Below are 15,827 nucleotides of genomic sequence, written 5' to 3'. Positions count from 1 at the left end.
TAGTTTCGAGGGGGAAAAATACGGAGGATGTAAAAATGAAGTTTAAGAAATTAGGATCGGTCGCTGCATTAATCGTAAGTGCAGTTGTACTGACGTCTTGTGGTACAGATAATAAGGCAAAATTTATCAAGGATAATGCTGAATTAGCTAAATCTTCCACACAAAAATTTGACTTGAAAACAGATGATTTAAAAGTTAGTGCAACTGGTGATGCCAAAGCCTATATGCCTATTATTAATGGATATTTAGCTGATTTTAAGTTGTCAGGTAAAGTGGTGACAGATGATAAAAAGTCTCAAACTAATATGGATGTTTCGGTTGCAGGTCAATCTATTCCAATGGAATTTTTGACGCAGTGGGAAAATGCTTATCTTAGACTGGATACCCTTAGACCACTAGTTGAATTATACGCTCAATATTATGGTGCTGGAGAGTATTTTAGAGATATAGATATGACTTTTATAAAAGGAAAATATCTAGATATTAATGCGATTTCTGAAGAAAGTAAAGGTTCCTCTGTAAGTGTTGAGGATTATAACAAAGCAATGGCAAAGGCTCTTGATTCAGTGGACAAATCAGATTTTAGTCAAAAAGGATCAGCTGTTACTTTGAATTTATCAGGTGCTAAAATTGGTAAATTATTAAAAGTTTATCTTGCTAGTGTCGGTTCTTTGACAAAGGATATGATAAAATCATTGGAAGAGACTGCAGGAGATGACGATCTTGAAAAAAGAGTACCTCGAATAATCAAGTCAATAACGATCATAACAGATAGCAAAAAGAAAACATCAGATATCGTGATTAATTTTACCGGTAAAGAATCAGATAATATTGCTCTTGATGGAAAGCTATCGTATCAGGTGAAGTATTCTAATGAAAAAGTTACAGTTAAAATGCCAACTCAATCTAACTTGATAAAAAGTACTGATGAATTTGGAAGATTGCTTTCTGAGAGCATACAGTTTGATTATAGTGACTATGGAAATGTAGAATAAGTTATCAGGTTTACATAAAAAAAACAAAAAACCACCGTCTATATCCAGTAGGCGGTGGTTTTCGGGAGTTTCTTATGAAAAAATTTTTTAGGAATGACTTTAGTATAATGCATCTTCCTTAAAGTAAACTTAAATCATTTGTGTTAAAATAAAAGTAAGATCACGTTGAAATATAAAAGCCTTTGAGCGGCAGAATTTCGCGAATGACCCCGCTTGGGCGGAGCGTAGCGTAGATCAAGTTTCAAGACTTTTACGAAGTAAAAATCGCAGAAAGCCTTTGAGCGGCAGAATTTCGCGAATGACCCCGCTTGGGCGGAGCGTAGCGTAGATCAAGTTTCAAGACTTTTACGAAGTAAAAATCGCAGAAAGGAAATAATATGAAATTAACAGCTTTGGGTGTTTGGGGTGGCTATCCTTATCAGGATGCTGGCACAACCTCTTATTTATTAACTAGTAATTCTGGATTCAACCTCATGATTGATGCCGGAAGTCGTGCCGTGACAGAGTTAGAGCATGAGGTGTCACCACTCTGTATCGATGCGGTGATTGTTAGCCACTATCATCAAGATCATATCGCAGATCTTGGCGTTTTGCGCCAGTATCGCCAGCTTTGGCCTAAAACAGATCCAGATTGGGATAGCGCAATACTCAAAATCTACGGTCATGACGAAGATATGCACGAATTTCAAAATCTGACACTTGATGGCGTCTCTGAAGGAGTTGCTTATCATGTTAATGGCGTACAAAAAATTGGGCCATTCGATATTACCTTTACGAAAACTGTGCACCCAATCATCTGTTACGCAATGCGTATTACAGAACGTAAAACAGGTCAGACCCTCGTTTTCACAGGTGATACCGGTTGGTTCAATGGTTTAGTTGATTTTTCAAAAGATGCTGATATGCTATTAGCGGATGTGTACTTTTTCTCAGACAAGGCAAACATGCCTAACCATTTATCAAGCGTAGAGGCAGGACGTATCGCACGTGAGGCAAACGTGAAAAAATTGATTCTTACACATTTACCACAGTTTGGCGATTTGGAACAATTGAGGCAAGAAGCAGCTGATGAGGCACAAGGTGTGCCGACTGAACTTGCCACGCCACATAAGACATGGGATTTTAATACATTTTGATAGATTTTACACAAGAAGAAAAAGAGTACTTTATGGCTCAAGCTTTGATAGAGGCACAAAAAGCAGCAGACCATGAAGAAGTACCAATTGGTGCAGTGATCGTCAAGGATGGTGAGATAATTGCACGGTCCTATAATGCGCGTGAGTTGCATCAAAAAGCAACTCACCATGCTGAAATTTGTGCCATTGATATGGCGAATGACTTTGTCGGCAATTGGCGTCTGCTTGATTGCGCTTTATTTGTCACGATTGAACCTTGTGTCATGTGTTCGGGGGCGATTTCTCTTGCTAGATTACCACAGGTTTATTTCGGTGCTACCAACCCTAAATTTGGTGGGGCTGTATCCCTTTACCAAATCTTAGAGGATAAGCGGCTTAATCACCGTCTCCATGTTGAATCAGGCATTTTGGAAGAAGAATGTGCGCAAATGATGCAAAATTTTTTTAAAAATCGTCGCAAAAAATAAATTTTATGATATAATAATAGGTGAGGCAATAGTAATTCTATGAAGTGGGTCAGGTGCGGAAGCAAGCAGCCCTAAGTAGGGTTCCTATGTGCCTTTTTTTGATGCATTTAAATTTGAATAGTCTAGCTAACTCATTGTCTATGAAATTTCCGTATTTTTAAATAAAAGCATACAATTAGCTGAAAATATAGTAAAATAAAATTATTAATATAATTGATACGATTGAAGTTAAAGATAGGAGACAATATTTTGGATAAATTGGCATTATTTGTAGAAAATGCGCAGGTCATCAAAAAAGAATTTGGATTTCAAAATTCACTGACTAAAAGATTGGTAGCGCTTTCTTGTGCACAAGAGGGCAAGCTGATAGATTGCGAAGCGATTAAGGCTTGTCAGGATATGATTAAGCAAAATACGGGGATTTTCTCTACTTTTCGAGGAGATATGGGGTTGTGTATTGCGACTTTGCTGTCTTTGAGTAAAAATCCTCAGGAAATTTTAGAGACACGTTGACTGTATATGATTTGTTTAAGTCAGAAGGATTTCGTGCATCTGATTCTCTTATCGTTGCAGCATTTCAAGTTGCAGCACAGTCTCAAAAATCGGATTATGAACGTGTGATACAGCGAGCGAGAACCTTTTATGATAGTATGAAAGCCAAGCATTTTTTCTATACAGGCGCAGATGATTATATCTTTGTTACGATGTTGGCTATAACTGATTTGGACGTTACAGCAAGTACGATGCGTATTGAAAAAATTTATGATTTTTTGAAAAATGAATTTTGGACAAAAAATAGTGTGCAGACTTTGGCGCAATTGCTTGTACTTGGTAAGTCAGATGATGCGGGTGTTGATCGCGTATTAGTTTTGCGGGTTGCCTTTCGTTCAGAAAAAATCAAGATGGATAAAGCTTATACTTTGCCAATTTTGGGTATTCTTGCCTTGCTACCTGTTGACACCAATAGTCTTATTCGTGAGATTGATAGTGTGCAAACATTTTTGAGAAATCAAAAGGGATTCGGTACATTTTCTGTTACGCAACAAGAATTATTGATGTTCGCAACATCAATGGTTGTGAGTGATTTTGCAGATAAAATCAAGGATGACATGGTGAGGGCAGCACTTTCGACAAGTATCACATCAATTATGATTGCCCAACAAACTGCTATGATTGCAATGCTCGCTACAACGACTGCAGCAGTTTCATCATCTGTTTCATCATAAAGATAAGAAAGTATGTAGTTTTATGTATGACAAGACAAAGTATAGATCACCAATTGCCACGATAACGCTAGCAAGTGATGGTCAAAATATCATTGGTCTGTGGTTAGAAGGTCAAAAATATCATGGCGAAACGCTATTCGAAGAATGGGTAGAAAATGATTGTCTACCTGTATTTAAGCTTGCTAAAAATTGGTTGGATCAGTATTTTGCAGGTGAAGCGCCTAAGATTTCTGATTTACCACTGGCACCTATTGGTAGTAAGTTTAGACAAGATGTCTGGTGTATTTTGAGAGAGATTCCTTATGGTCAAGTCATAACCTACGGTGAAATTGCAGATAAGATTGCAGTAAAGCAAGGTAAAACAAGTATGTCAAGTCAAGCAGTTGTTGGCGCTGTCGGGCACAATCCGATTTCAATTATTATTCCTTGTCATCGAGTGGTGGGAACTAATGACAGTTTAATAGGATATGCAGGTGGGATTGCAAACAAAGTGAAACTTCTTGAATTAGAGGGTGTTGAGATGACGAGATTGTTTGTTCCAAAGGAAACTAGAGTTGCTAGAAACACTTAAAATATTAATCTTGGTGTTTGTGCTCAGTTTTAATCTTTATTCTGTAAACAATTTTATTTACTGAAAGAAGTTAAAACAAAATAGTTAATTCGAGAATTAATCGTCATATCGAAAAAAAGCTAGTCAAGGTTTCATCCTGACTAGCTTTATTTACGATAATTTTCTCTTTTTGAGTTGTTTAACCAAAAAGCTTTGAGAAAAAACTTTTTTTCTTTGTAGGTTGAGCAGGCGCATCGCTTGATAAAAGATCCGGAAAAACATCTAATAACTCAATTTTATCAAGATTAATGGCATGATCGGTATGAATGACTATGCCATACCGATCAGAAGCAGGTTCAGTTAAAATCTGTCCCTCAAAATGATGGTCAACGGCTAATTTTAAGTAATAGCCAGTTAAGTCATCCGGCAAGTCACCACATATTTTGACAAAAATCGGTTGATCTGCCATGTCAAAATGGCTTAAAATTTGATTAAAAGATGTCTTGACCAAAGGTATTTTAGCATCATCAAAAGTGATAGCAAGAAAAATACGTTCACGAAAAGTATTTAGATACAATTTTTGTTCATCGGGATTTAGTCGATATTCACCGCTTGAGGCGCGATCAAGCCTATTTTCTAAATTCGTCATACTGTCATTTTACCATAAATAAACCGTTTTCATAATATAAATATATTTCTATCACACACAAAGGACAGTCTTTTAAAAGATTGTCTTTTGTGAATCGTATCATAGTGATGTTAAAAACGTTGCTGTTCCTAAAATAACGCCTAAAACGTTAGGAATAATCAGGATATAATCTTTCTTAGGTTCATTGGTGAAACCATAGAGAACCCAAATCAAACAAGAGATAGCAGCTATCAAAGGTTGCCAAGGCTGACTTTTGTCTCCACTTAAATTAGCCATGATTTGAGGTATATAAGCCAAAAATACAAATAATCCAATTACAGCGCCTATTGAACCTATGAGAAGGTGTAGTGTTTTTTTCATATTTCCCCTTTTAAACAGCTTTTAATGTGTTTCAGTCTTGCACAAATAAATCAAATTCTAGTGATTCGCTTTTCTGATGATGACACTATAAGTTCCCCGTAGACCAATATAATAATAGTGCGCCAACAATTCCTAAAAGAATGCCAATTAAACGTTGCTTGATAAAACTAACATCCCCCAATAGTAATCTGACAAGGATAAATTGCTTACTTAAAAAAGTTAATATAATGCCTATAGCTAACATAAGACACGATATTAAGGCTATTGGATTATCAAGCAGAGTATTGATTAGTGTCTGAATTTCGTTTGTCGTATCGTTCATGTCTTACCCGTTAAAATTCTTCTTTTTTATGCGACTTATATCATCTATAAGCAAGGTAGGAAAGTACCATTAAGATGATGATAAAGCCAAAAGCTGGTAATAATCTCAATACTTTTTCTCCAGTATTAGGTAGCATAATCTTTCTCCAAGAAATAGTGATATAGAATATATTATAGCACTTGCGAGATGAAAATATCTAAAAATGTAATAATTCGTTTTTCAGTTGTTACACAACACGCTACAAGTATGATTTAATAAGCACTTAATCAAAAACAATTAAAGTTTGTGACAGTTTTCTTTTGAAAAATCACCTAAAAACTCTGACTTATACTTTTTATTGCGGTTAATTGCGGTAAAATGTTATAATACAGTTATGAATATCTACGAGAAATTGGCAACTTTCAACATCATCGAAACACCACGTATGATTTTGCGTCCGATATCGATGAGGGATGCGAAAGATATGTTTGACTACGCCAGTAAACCAGAAAATGTGGTTTACGTTTTTCCTGCGCATCATAATTTAGCAGAGACTCGCTTGATAATTGCGACTTTATTTATGAAAGAGCCCTTGGGTAAATGGGCGATAGAATTGAAGTCTGAGTCTGTTATGATTGGAACGATTAACTTTGTAAAAATAGATGAAAAAGCTAGAACTGTAGAAATTGGTTATACACTTAATAAAAGATATTGGGGTCAAGGGCTAATGACAGAAGCAGTTCGAACCCTAGCTGAAATCGGTTTGACTGAGTTTAGCTTGCGTCATTTGGATATTGTCGTTGATTCAGAAAACATCGCCTCATGTAAGGTCGCAGAAAAGTCAGGCTTTATTTTACAAGAAAGCTACAAAGGCCTTGAGCCCTACACCAAAATCGTGAGAAATTTCAAACGCTTTAGAAAGGTTCATCAGGTAAAATATGAGTAAACATCAAGAATTACTGGACTATATCGATGATTTGGAAATTGGCAAAAAGGTCAGTGTTCGTGGTCTTGCGACGCGACTTAATGTTTCTGACGGTACAGCCTATCGTGCGATTAAGGAAGCTCAGGCGCGTGGTCTTGTTTCAATTAATGACCGCTCAGGCACAACACGGATTGCGACCCAGGAACAGCGCGTGATTGAAACTCTGACTTTTGGCGAGATTGCCAAAATCGCAAGTGCTGAGGTAATGGCAGGGGAATCAGGCTTGACTCAGGCTTTTAGCAAATTCGCTATTGCTGCCATGACCAAGGAGAACATCCTGAAATACCTGACTCATGGTGGTTTAGTTATTGTTGGTGATCGAACGGATATCCAACTTCTTGCCCTTCATGAAGGCAATGCTGTTTTAATTACAGGGGGCGTTGATATTGAGCCACAGGTGCTAGATTATGCGAACGCTCGCGCCATACCAGTCCTTCGAACTGATTTTGACACCTTTACTGTTGCTAGTCGGATTAACCGCGCACTGTCTAATGAATTAATCAAAAAAGAAATCGCAATAGTAGCAGATGTTTATCAGAGTCAGGCACCAACTCTTTATGAAATTTCGACCGTTAAAGATTACCTAGATTTAGTCAAAAAAACGAATGGCTCTAGGTTTGCCGTCATCAATCAACACAAGTTGGTTGTTGGTGTGGTGAGTATGCGAGATGTCACAGGTAAGAAGAACAGTACAACTATTGATAAAGTCATGACTCGCAATCCTAAACTGGCTAAGTTTGACATGACAGTTGCGTCAACGAGTCAGAAGATGATTTTTGATGGTTATGACATGATGCCAGTAGTCAACAGTGATAGTACTTATGCAGGGATTATTAGTAAGTCTGATATGCTACGTAGTATGCAGGAGTCTTCTGAGCAAAGTCAATTTTCTCACACCATGACCGACGATGTAGCGCGCGCTGTAAAAGAAGTGCAATCTTATTACACCTTTACAGTAGAACCATTCATGATGAATAATGTTGGTAACATTGCCAATGGGATGATGGCTGAGATTATCAGCAATATCACCGATCGCGTCATGACCAAAACGAAAAATAAGAATATTATCATCGAATCGATGAGCATTTATTTTATGGGTGCCGTTGCCATTGATGATGAACTGGAAGTCTATCCTAAAATTATTAGTGAGTCAAGACTTGGCGCGACCATTGATTTTGAGGTCTATCTGGATTACCAGATTATCAGCAAGATTTTAGTCACCCTACAAATTAACTAGAAAAAGGACAGACATGAACGATATTTTAAATAAAATCAAAGCTTACGACGAGATTGTGATTCACCGACATAAGAATCCAGATCCGGATGCCTTGGGGAGCCAATTGGGTTTACGTGATATCTTACGGACAAATTTTCCAGATAAGACAATCTCTGCAGTTGGGTTTGATGAGCCGACGCTTGCCTTTATTGGCAAGATGGATCAGCTGACTGATGAAACCTTTAAAGGAAAACTCGTCATTGTGACGGATACGGCGAATACACCTCGTATTGATGATGCACGGTATCAGACGGGTGATTTTCTAATCAAGATCGATCATCATCCCAATGATGATGCTTATGGCGATTTACTAGCCGTTGATACGACAGCAAGTTCAGCGTCAGAAATCATTGCGAATTTTGCTTTTGATAATGACTTGCAGATTTCTGATGATGCAGCAAGAGTCTTGTATGCCGGGATTGTTGGCGATACGGGACGTTTTCTTTATCCCGCAACGACACCAAAAACGCTTTACACCGCTGCAAAATTAGCAGAGCATACCTTTAATAGAGCAGCTCTCATGCGTGAAATGGATTCTTTTGATATGAAAATCGCTAGACTCCAAGGCTACGTCTATGAAAATCTTGAAATTTCACCCGAAGGTGTGGCGCGAATTTTTATCACACAAGAGCTGATGAAAAATCATGGAATCTCAGATTCTGAAACATCAGCCATTGTCTCTGCACCAGGAAAAATTAAAGAAATCCAAACCTGGGCGATTTTTGTTGAGCAACCTGATGGTCATTTTCGAGTTAGAATGCGCTCAAAAGTTGCACCGATTAATGCCATTGCCAAAGAGCATGCAGGTGGTGGGCATCCGCTTGCCAGTGGGGCTAATAGCTATTCACCACAAGAAAATGATACGATCTATCAAGAATTAAGAAATAATTTAGTTGCTTTTCAGAAATAGTGGTATAATGAGTCTATGAATAAAAAAGATTTTCCATGGCTGTACGATGCTGAGTATATGTCCTATGTCGGTGGGCTTTTAGAGACACCTGAAGTTCAAAAATTAAATGAGTTTACACATCATTACATTTCAACGCGCTTGCTCCATTCTTTGAATGTCAGCTATACGTCTTACAAAATTTCCAAAAAATTTGGTTGGAACAAAAAAGCAACGGCTCGTGCAGGACTTTTACATGACCTCTTTTATTATGACTGGCGTGAAACGAAGTTTGCTGAAGGCAGTCATGCCTATGTGCATCCAAGAATCGCTTACCAAAACGCTCAAAAATTGACGACGATTTCAAAATTAGAAAAAGACATCATTATCAAACATATGTGGGGTGCAACCATTGCACCACCACGTTATAAAGAAAGTTTTATCGTGACTTTTGTTGATGATTATGTGGCCATTAAGGAATGGACACAGTTGATGAAGATGAAATGGAAACATCATAAACTGTTCAAGAAAGAAAAATTAAGTTAATGAAATTGCAAAATCAAGACATCAAAATAGGTAAAACGATTGATGAATTAGTGGAAGGCGAGACCTTTAGTCTGTCTGAGACGATTAAAAATAGAGAAATATTACTATATCTCGGTCTTACGAACGATGACAATCCACTCTATTCGCAGTATGATTATGTTAAGGAACTTGGTTTGACCAAACCAGTGGTACCGACTGCTTTGATTTTTGGCATCATTACCTCAACCATTAACAAACATTTACCAGGTCCTGGTAGTCATGTTGTGAATGTCAATCTCAATCTCATTGAAAAGATTTTTCGTAATGATTTGCTAAGTTTCAATTTTGAAATCATCAAGATTGATACTAACAAGGATTTGGTAACGATTAATATTGAGATTATGAGAGATGAAGAGCGTGTAGCGGATGCAATTGTTTTAGTGCAACCGCCATTAGAAGAACTCTCGGATTCAGAGTAGTCAAGCCTCATCATTAGCACTAAAATTAAGTTCGAAGTAGATAGAAAAATAGATATCAAAGGAGGACATTATGGATAATCAAATTTTCGAAACAAATCAACATACAGGTAAATTTTCACTTGCTGATTTCTTTGCGCGTATTTACGCACTAGTTGGCATGGGGATTGCCGTCAGTGCTGTGGTGGCCTTTATTACTTTGACAGTATTCGCTGATAACATCTCAGCGATTTTGACAGGTCATACATGGCTATTATTCGTTTTATGGATTTTGGAGATGATCTTGGTAGTGGCTGTAACGCCAATGGCAGCTAAGAATTCACCGATGGCACTACCAGCCTTCATTGGATTTTCAGCCTTGAACGGCTTTACCTTGACTTTCACCTTAGCCTACTTTGATTTAAGTAGCATTGCGATAGCCTTTGCCATAACAGCAGGCATGTTCTTCGCGCTTTCAATTTTTGGTAAAACGACTAAACGTGATTTATCTGGTATGGGTAAAGCCATGTTCGCAGCTCTGATTGGTATTATCATTGCGAGTGTTGTGAATCTATTCGTGGGTTCGTCAGGCATGGACTTTATGATTTCAATCCTTTCAGTCATCGTCTTCTCAGGCTTAATTGCCTGGGATAACCAAAGAATCGAAACGCTATACAACCAATCAAACGGTAATGTGACCGACGGTTGGGCAGTGAGCATGGCCTTGAGCCTCTATCTTGACTTCATCAACCTGTTCATCTCAATCTTGAGAATTTTCGGAATTGGTGGCAGCAAAGATTAAGTTCAAAAAATCATCCTTAAAAGATGATTTTTTTATTTTTAGAGATGCTTTTAACCGCATCAGTTTATTTGAGAAATGGGAGTGAAATCTAGAAAGATGTTAAATTATAAAAAAGTAGAGACGACAGAAACAATGGCAACATTATCAGACTTGATTCAAGTTATTTGGCCAGAAGTTTTTACACCGGTGCTTGGCGCAACACAAGTTGATTATATGTTAGACACTTATCAGTCAATTGACCAAATTAAGTCTGAAATCAGTGGTGGTGTTCAGTATGAATTAATCTTACGAGACAACGAGCCAGTCGGCTATTTAGCCTATGCTATTGAAGAAAGTAAACTCTTTATTAGTAAGCTTTACTTTTTAGCAAGCAGTCGAGGACAAGGGCTCTCTCGATAAGTCTTTGAAAGATTTGAAAAAATCGCTAAAAGTCATGGAAAAAGTCAACTACACTTGCATGTAAATCGAGATAATACGCGTGCTTTAACCATTTACCAGCATTATGATTTTGAAATTGTTCAGGTGGTTGATACGCCCTTTGGAGAATATTTTCTCAATGATTACTGGATGACTAAAAAACTGTAACTGTACAAAAAAACTGCTGATTCAGCAGTTTGAACATGAAGAAAATGGCGAAAATCATGACTAATCGAGATAGAGGGAGGGCGTTTATTTCCCATTTTCAGATGATATTTAAGGTTATGAACTATCAAAAAGCACAATTCGCTTAGGAATTTTGCTTTTGTCTTCAATCTGAAACTGCTGATTCAGCAGTTTTTTTAATTACGAAATAATTGTGTGACTTGAAAGGGTTTGACCTGTCTTATCTTTGAGTATCAACCAAGAATTAGTGCCGGCAAAATAAAGTAAGTGTCCAACTTCATTGACTGATTTTAAATGGATATCAGCTGTTGTCACCATATCAGGTCCAATCACATCAGCGTGTTCTTGGCGCAAGCTCAGTGCAAATTTCTGTGAAAAACCGATAGAACCATCTTGATTAAGGGGCATGTCTTGTTTAAGGACAGCGCCTTTTCTGATGCATAAATCAGTTCGTTTTATCCAATAAACCTCAGCTTTAGCACCTTCATAATCAACATAAAAAGGGATATCTGCAATTTCTTTTGAAAAGCGGTGTTGCACTTTAGCTACGCTTTTTGTGGCAGAAGTAGCCGATGTGTCTTGAGTCATTCTGAATTGATAACCAAGTTTATCTAGATAAGGTGAAAGTTGATCCAGATAAGTTTTTAAAATTTTTGTTTGATGATTTGGGACTTTTTGAGCTGTGAGATATTTTTTGAAATAAATAGGCTCAATATCCAAAGGCAAACTAAAGACAAGCGCACGGTCAGCTTGTGCTTTTTGAGACACTAGATTTGGTCCTTTAAAGTAGAAAGTAGTTTTAGATTTATCAGCAACGAAAGTTGTTAAATCTAAGATTTCAAGCTGACCTAGTTCATCTGGAAAATCAAGTAATAAACGGTTATTTTCAAAGCTTATTGTCATTATTTAATCACGTCAATACCACCAAGATAAGGACGGAGAACTTCAGGAATTGTGATAGACCCGTCAGCATTTTGGTAGTTTTCAAGCAAAGCAGCGACAGTACGACCAACTGCTAAACCAGAACCATTTAAAGTGTGAAGGAGCTGTGTTTTCCCTTCCTCATCACGGTAACGAATTTGAGCACGACGTGCTTGGAAATCTTCTGTGTTTGAACAAGAAGAAATTTCGCGATAAGTATGTTGTGATGGAATCCAAACTTCCAAGTCATAAGTTTTAGCTGCAGAGAATCCCATGTCACCAGTAGATAAAGCGACAACACGATAGGCTAAACCTAATTTTTCAAGAATATTACCAGCATTAGCGACCATTTTGTCAAGTTCTTGATATGACGTTTCTGGCTTAGAAAACTTAACCATCTCTACCTTATGGAATTGATGCAAACGGATGAGACCACGTGTGTCACGACCTGCTGATCCGGCTTCAGAACGAAATGAAGGACTCATGGCAGTGAAATAGATAGGCAGCTCGCTACCATCGATGATTTCATTGCGATAGTAGTTGGTCAATGGTACTTCAGCAGTTGGAATCAAAACGAAATCACTATCTGCTAATTCAAAAGTATCTTCTTTAAATTTCGGATATTGACCAGTGCCATACATTGAGTCGTGATTGACCATGTAAGGTGTAATCATTTCAGTATAGCCTTCTTTAGCGTGTTCATCCAACATGAAGTTGTAGAGTGCCCGTTCTAAGCGTGCCCCTAAACCTTTGTAGAATAAGAAACGTGACCCAGTGACCTTAGCACCACGTTCCCAGTCTAAAATACCTAATTTTTCCCCTAAATCCCAGTGAGCTTGTGGTTCAAATTCAAAGCTTGGTACCTCTCCGACACGTTTAACTTCAACATTATCATCCTCATCAGCGCCGACAGGGACATCATCTGCTGGGATATTTGGTAAAGTTTCAAGAATACCGGTCACTTTTTCATCAAAGAAAGCTAACTCAGAGTCAAGTGCTTTGATGTGACTTGACACTTCCTGCATCTGTGCGATTGCAGCACTGGCATCTTCTTTGTTACGTTTGGCAAGGCCAATGGCTTCAGACGCCTCGTTACGTTGTTTTTTGAGTTGTTCAGTTTCGATGATTAACTCACGTCTTTTAGCATCGAAATCACGTAATTCATAGAGTTTTTCAGATGCTACACCGCGTGTTTTAAGCTTAGCTTCTACCTCATCAAATTGATTGCGAATTTGTTTAATGTCTAACATAACTGTCCTCCGAGTAATGAAAAAGATGCCTTCAAAATGAACAGGGCGTTTTTCAACACGGTTCCACCTGTCTTGCTTTGAAAGCATCTCGTTTTTATTTTAATCTGTTTAAGGGCGGTAGAATTTCAGATTAACCAAGGAGTTGCTTGCAACAACCGCAACCTTTCTAAACCAATGTTTAATCTTACTTATCCGCTAAATTCATTATAGCAAGATAGGCTATAATAATCAACTTTTTCTTTTTGTAAATAATTTTTTGATTTTGCTAACTAAGGTTGGGGCTTTAACCACCTTGTCATTACCAATATGTTCACGAATCAGTTTCAGGACTTTACCTGCGTCTTTTGAAGAAAAACGCAAATTGTTTTGTCGCTTGCTATTGCCTTGTTTTTTCAAAACAATGACGAATTGGCGTCTGATTTTATGCTGGCGTGTTACGACACCTTCAACATGGTGAATTGTATCCCAAGGGATTTGAATCGCATCAGTAATATTGGCATCGTTAAAGAATTCAAATGCTTTATCGCCAATAAGTAGCTTACCATAAACGCTACCTAAGCCAACATAAGCAATAGCTTGAAAAGGAGAGGAAGTTTTTGTATTCAGTGATTGTATCATATCTATAGTATACCAATTTTTTAATAAAAAAGCCTGCCAGAGTTGGCAAGCTTTTCAAAAGCAGAAGTGCTTACATAACACCAATAACGTGCATAACAACACCGAAGATGAATAAACCGATGATGATTGCAATTGGAGAAACTTTTTTCTTAAGTAACCACATACATAGGAATGTTAAGAGCAAACCAGCAAGACCAGGAATCAAGCCATCCAAGTTTTGTTGTAAAGTTGTTACTTTTTCAGGTGTTTGAGAAAGTCCTTCACCAACTTTTTGGAAGGCTTCTTGGATACCCTTACCACCTGCAGGGAGTTTGTCCCATTCAATGTATGCACCCTCAGAAAGATTGACTTTAGAAACATCAAGTGCAAATTTGATAGATACCCAACGTTCTACGAGAACGGCAAGGATGAACATACCTAAGATTGATGCACCTTTAGTGATGTCTTGCAACAAACCACCAGACAAGTCAGAAGTAATTGAAGAACCCGCTTTATAACCGAATTCTTGTGTATACCAGATAAATGCCCAACGAATTACGTTCCAAAGGACGAAGAACAAAATAGGTCCAAGAATGTTACCGCTCAAAGCAAGTGAGGCACCAATCGCACCCAAGATAGGACGAACTGTAAACCAGAAGACAGGGTCACCGATACCGGCAAGAGGACCCATCATACCAACTTTAACCCCTTGGATAGCAACGTCATCAATGGGTGCACCATTGGCACGTTCTTCTTCGAGGGCAAGTGTTACACCGATAATTGGGCTAGCAACGTATGGGTGTGTATTGAAGAATTCCATGTGACGTGTCAAAGCAGCAGCACGGTCTTCTTTAGTTGTGTAGAGCTTTTTAATCGCTGGGATTAAAGAGAAAGCCCAACCCAAGTTTTGCATCCGTTCGTAGTTCCAAGAACCTTGAAGGAAAGTAGAACGCCAAGCAACGGCTAAACGGTCATTTTTTGAAAGTTTAATTTTTTCACTCATAATAATCTTGTCGTCCTTTCTAATAGTTATTCAAGATGTCGCCGATAGGATCTGTACTACCAGAACCGCCACCAGCGCTGTTACCATTACCACCCATTTTAGAAAGGTTGATATAGATGAGAGCTAGGGCAACACCAATTGTACCAAGGGCGATAAGTGTTAAATCACTAACTGCAGCAAGCGCAAAACCAATGGCAAAGAAAGGCCAAACTTCACGTGATGCCATCATGTTGATTACCAAGGCATAACCTACGGCAACAACCATACCACCACCGATAGCCATACCATCAGTCAACCAAGCTGGCATTGCTTCAAGCGCATTTTGTACGGCTTGAGTTGGTACCAAGATAAGGGCCAAAGCAGGGATAACGATACGGATACCTTGTAATAAAAGTGCGACGAAATGGAAACGTTCAAGACCCGCAAAGTTACCTTTTTTAGCTTCAGCATCAGCACCATGAACCAAACCGACAGAAATTGTTCGAACGATCATTGTCAAGAAAAGACCAGCAACTGAAAGTGGGATAGCTGTTGAGAAAGCGACTGTGATACCTTTTGTATCAAAGTTACCAGATTGAACCATGATAATGGCAGCGGCAACACCGGCAAGGGCTGCATCGGGTGCAACTGCAGCGCCGATATTAGCCCAACCAAGTGCCATCATTTGAATTGTACCACCAAGGATAATACCAGCTGTCAAGTGACCAGTTACAAGACCGATCAATGTACAAGAAATAATTGGTTGGTGAAATTGGAACTCATCGAGGATGCCTTCAAGACCAGCGAAGAAAGCAATGATGAGAACTAAAATAATAGAGATAATAGACATGTTTAGTTCCT

Annotated in this window: 20 protein-coding genes, 1 other RNA gene and 2 pseudogenes; 15 read left to right on the top strand and 8 right to left on the bottom strand. The window is 38.2% G+C overall.

All coding sequences use genetic code 11. The features are described from left to right. Nucleotides 1-35: 35 nt before the first annotated feature. From HZR21_RS04515 to HZR21_RS04485, 6 genes and pseudogenes are all read left to right on the top strand, one after another. Nucleotides 36-995, top strand: a complete 960-nt coding sequence (locus HZR21_RS04515; RefSeq protein WP_180746632.1) for a hypothetical protein — start codon at nucleotides 36-38, stop codon at nucleotides 993-995. Nucleotides 996-1,372: 377 nt separating this feature from the next. Continuing rightward, nucleotides 1,373-2,131 (top strand): MBL fold metallo-hydrolase, encoded by a 759-nt coding sequence (locus HZR21_RS04510; protein ID WP_180746631.1) that lies wholly within the window; start codon nucleotides 1,373-1,375, stop codon nucleotides 2,129-2,131. Further along, the gene (gene tadA / locus HZR21_RS04505; protein WP_180746683.1) at nucleotides 2,131-2,598 is read left to right on the top strand and encodes a tRNA adenosine(34) deaminase TadA; all 468 of its coding nucleotides are present in this window, start codon (nucleotides 2,131-2,133) and stop codon (nucleotides 2,596-2,598) included. The genes HZR21_RS04510 and tadA overlap by 1 nt, the downstream gene beginning before the upstream one ends. 17 nt (nucleotides 2,599-2,615) lie before the next feature. After that, an RNA gene (gene ffs, locus HZR21_RS04500) (signal recognition particle sRNA small type) lies at nucleotides 2,616-2,701 on the top strand. Nucleotides 2,702-2,811: 110 nt separating this feature from the next. Then, nucleotides 2,812-3,824 (top strand): annotated as a pseudogene (locus tag HZR21_RS04490) (DUF4003 family protein). Between the two features lie 22 nt (nucleotides 3,825-3,846). Further along, entirely contained in the window at nucleotides 3,847-4,395 is a 549-nt protein-coding gene (locus HZR21_RS04485) for a methylated-DNA--[protein]-cysteine S-methyltransferase (protein WP_180746628.1), read from the top strand. Nucleotides 4,396-4,573: 178 nt separating this feature from the next. Here the strand turns inward: HZR21_RS04485 and HZR21_RS04480 are convergent, their stop codons facing one another. From HZR21_RS04480 to HZR21_RS04470, 3 genes are all read right to left on the bottom strand, one after another. Further along, the gene (locus HZR21_RS04480; protein ID WP_180746627.1) at nucleotides 4,574-5,023 is read right to left on the bottom strand and encodes a DUF1694 domain-containing protein; all 450 of its coding nucleotides are present in this window, start codon (nucleotides 5,021-5,023) and stop codon (nucleotides 4,574-4,576) included. 99 nt (nucleotides 5,024-5,122) lie between these two features. Next, nucleotides 5,123-5,383 carry a SemiSWEET family transporter gene (locus HZR21_RS04475; RefSeq protein WP_180746626.1) on the bottom strand — a complete coding sequence of 87 codons (261 nt, stop codon included), beginning with the start codon at nucleotides 5,381-5,383 and terminating at the stop codon, nucleotides 5,123-5,125. A gap of 362 nt (nucleotides 5,384-5,745) precedes the next feature. Next, the gene (locus tag HZR21_RS04470) at nucleotides 5,746-5,841 is read right to left on the bottom strand and encodes an LPXTG cell wall anchor domain-containing protein (RefSeq protein ID WP_081588740.1); all 96 of its coding nucleotides are present in this window, start codon (nucleotides 5,839-5,841) and stop codon (nucleotides 5,746-5,748) included. Nucleotides 5,842-6,078: 237 nt separating this feature from the next. Here HZR21_RS04470 and HZR21_RS04465 point away from each other — a divergent pair, with 237 nt between their 5' ends. From HZR21_RS04465 to HZR21_RS12140, 9 genes and pseudogenes are all read left to right on the top strand, one after another. Then, nucleotides 6,079-6,630, top strand: a complete 552-nt coding sequence (locus HZR21_RS04465) for a GNAT family N-acetyltransferase (RefSeq protein WP_180746625.1) — start codon at nucleotides 6,079-6,081, stop codon at nucleotides 6,628-6,630. Continuing rightward, on the top strand, nucleotides 6,623-7,906 hold the full coding sequence (locus HZR21_RS04460) for a DRTGG domain-containing protein (protein ID WP_180746624.1): 1,284 nt from the start codon (nucleotides 6,623-6,625) through the stop codon (nucleotides 7,904-7,906). Before HZR21_RS04465 ends, HZR21_RS04460 begins: the two co-directional genes overlap by 8 nt. Nucleotides 7,907-7,919: 13 nt before the next feature. Further along, nucleotides 7,920-8,855 carry a DHH family phosphoesterase gene (locus HZR21_RS04455; RefSeq protein ID WP_180746623.1) on the top strand — a complete coding sequence of 312 codons (936 nt, stop codon included), beginning with the start codon at nucleotides 7,920-7,922 and terminating at the stop codon, nucleotides 8,853-8,855. Between the two features lie 15 nt (nucleotides 8,856-8,870). After that, nucleotides 8,871-9,377 (top strand): HD domain-containing protein, encoded by a 507-nt coding sequence (locus HZR21_RS04450; protein WP_180746622.1) that lies wholly within the window; start codon nucleotides 8,871-8,873, stop codon nucleotides 9,375-9,377. After that, entirely contained in the window at nucleotides 9,377-9,835 is a 459-nt protein-coding gene (locus HZR21_RS04445) for a hotdog family protein (protein ID WP_003139914.1), read from the top strand. Before HZR21_RS04450 ends, HZR21_RS04445 begins: the two co-directional genes overlap by 1 nt. A 70-nt stretch (nucleotides 9,836-9,905) precedes the next feature. After that, nucleotides 9,906-10,613 carry a Bax inhibitor-1/YccA family protein gene (locus HZR21_RS04440; RefSeq protein WP_180746621.1) on the top strand — a complete coding sequence of 236 codons (708 nt, stop codon included), beginning with the start codon at nucleotides 9,906-9,908 and terminating at the stop codon, nucleotides 10,611-10,613. 96 nt (nucleotides 10,614-10,709) lie between these two features. Beyond that, a complete protein-coding gene (locus HZR21_RS04435) occupies nucleotides 10,710-11,012 on the top strand; it encodes a hypothetical protein (RefSeq protein ID WP_180746620.1) in 303 nt (100 codons plus the stop codon). A 54-nt stretch (nucleotides 11,013-11,066) separates the two neighbouring features. Next, complete coding sequence (locus tag HZR21_RS11895) at nucleotides 11,067-11,198, top strand: hypothetical protein (protein ID WP_259276385.1); 132 nt, start codon at nucleotides 11,067-11,069, stop codon at nucleotides 11,196-11,198. Between the two features lie 20 nt (nucleotides 11,199-11,218). Continuing rightward, a pseudogene (locus HZR21_RS12140) lies at nucleotides 11,219-11,344 on the top strand (alpha/beta hydrolase); the annotation flags it as partial. A 52-nt stretch (nucleotides 11,345-11,396) separates the two neighbouring features. Here HZR21_RS12140 and HZR21_RS04430 read toward each other — a convergent pair. From HZR21_RS04430 to HZR21_RS04410, 5 genes are all read right to left on the bottom strand, one after another. Beyond that, on the bottom strand, nucleotides 11,397-12,119 hold the full coding sequence (locus HZR21_RS04430) for a hypothetical protein (protein WP_180746619.1): 723 nt from the start codon (nucleotides 12,117-12,119) through the stop codon (nucleotides 11,397-11,399). After that, on the bottom strand, nucleotides 12,119-13,387 hold the full coding sequence (gene serS / locus HZR21_RS04425) for a serine--tRNA ligase (RefSeq protein WP_180746618.1): 1,269 nt from the start codon (nucleotides 13,385-13,387) through the stop codon (nucleotides 12,119-12,121). The genes HZR21_RS04430 and serS overlap by 1 nt, the downstream gene beginning before the upstream one ends. 228 nt (nucleotides 13,388-13,615) lie before the next feature. Continuing rightward, complete coding sequence (locus HZR21_RS04420; RefSeq protein WP_180746617.1) at nucleotides 13,616-14,005, bottom strand: DUF956 family protein; 390 nt, start codon at nucleotides 14,003-14,005, stop codon at nucleotides 13,616-13,618. A 70-nt stretch (nucleotides 14,006-14,075) separates the two neighbouring features. Beyond that, entirely contained in the window at nucleotides 14,076-14,987 is a 912-nt protein-coding gene (locus tag HZR21_RS04415; protein WP_180746616.1) for a PTS system mannose/fructose/sorbose family transporter subunit IID, read from the bottom strand. Between the two features lie 19 nt (nucleotides 14,988-15,006). Then, entirely contained in the window at nucleotides 15,007-15,816 is an 810-nt protein-coding gene (locus tag HZR21_RS04410; RefSeq protein WP_180746615.1) for a PTS mannose/fructose/sorbose transporter subunit IIC, read from the bottom strand. Between the last annotated feature and the right edge of the window lie 11 nt (nucleotides 15,817-15,827).

The organism is Pseudolactococcus laudensis (genome assembly GCF_013449735.1).
GTDB lineage: Bacteria > Bacillota > Bacilli > Lactobacillales > Streptococcaceae > Pseudolactococcus > Pseudolactococcus laudensis.
This window is presented reverse-complemented; position numbering and strand designations above follow the sequence as displayed.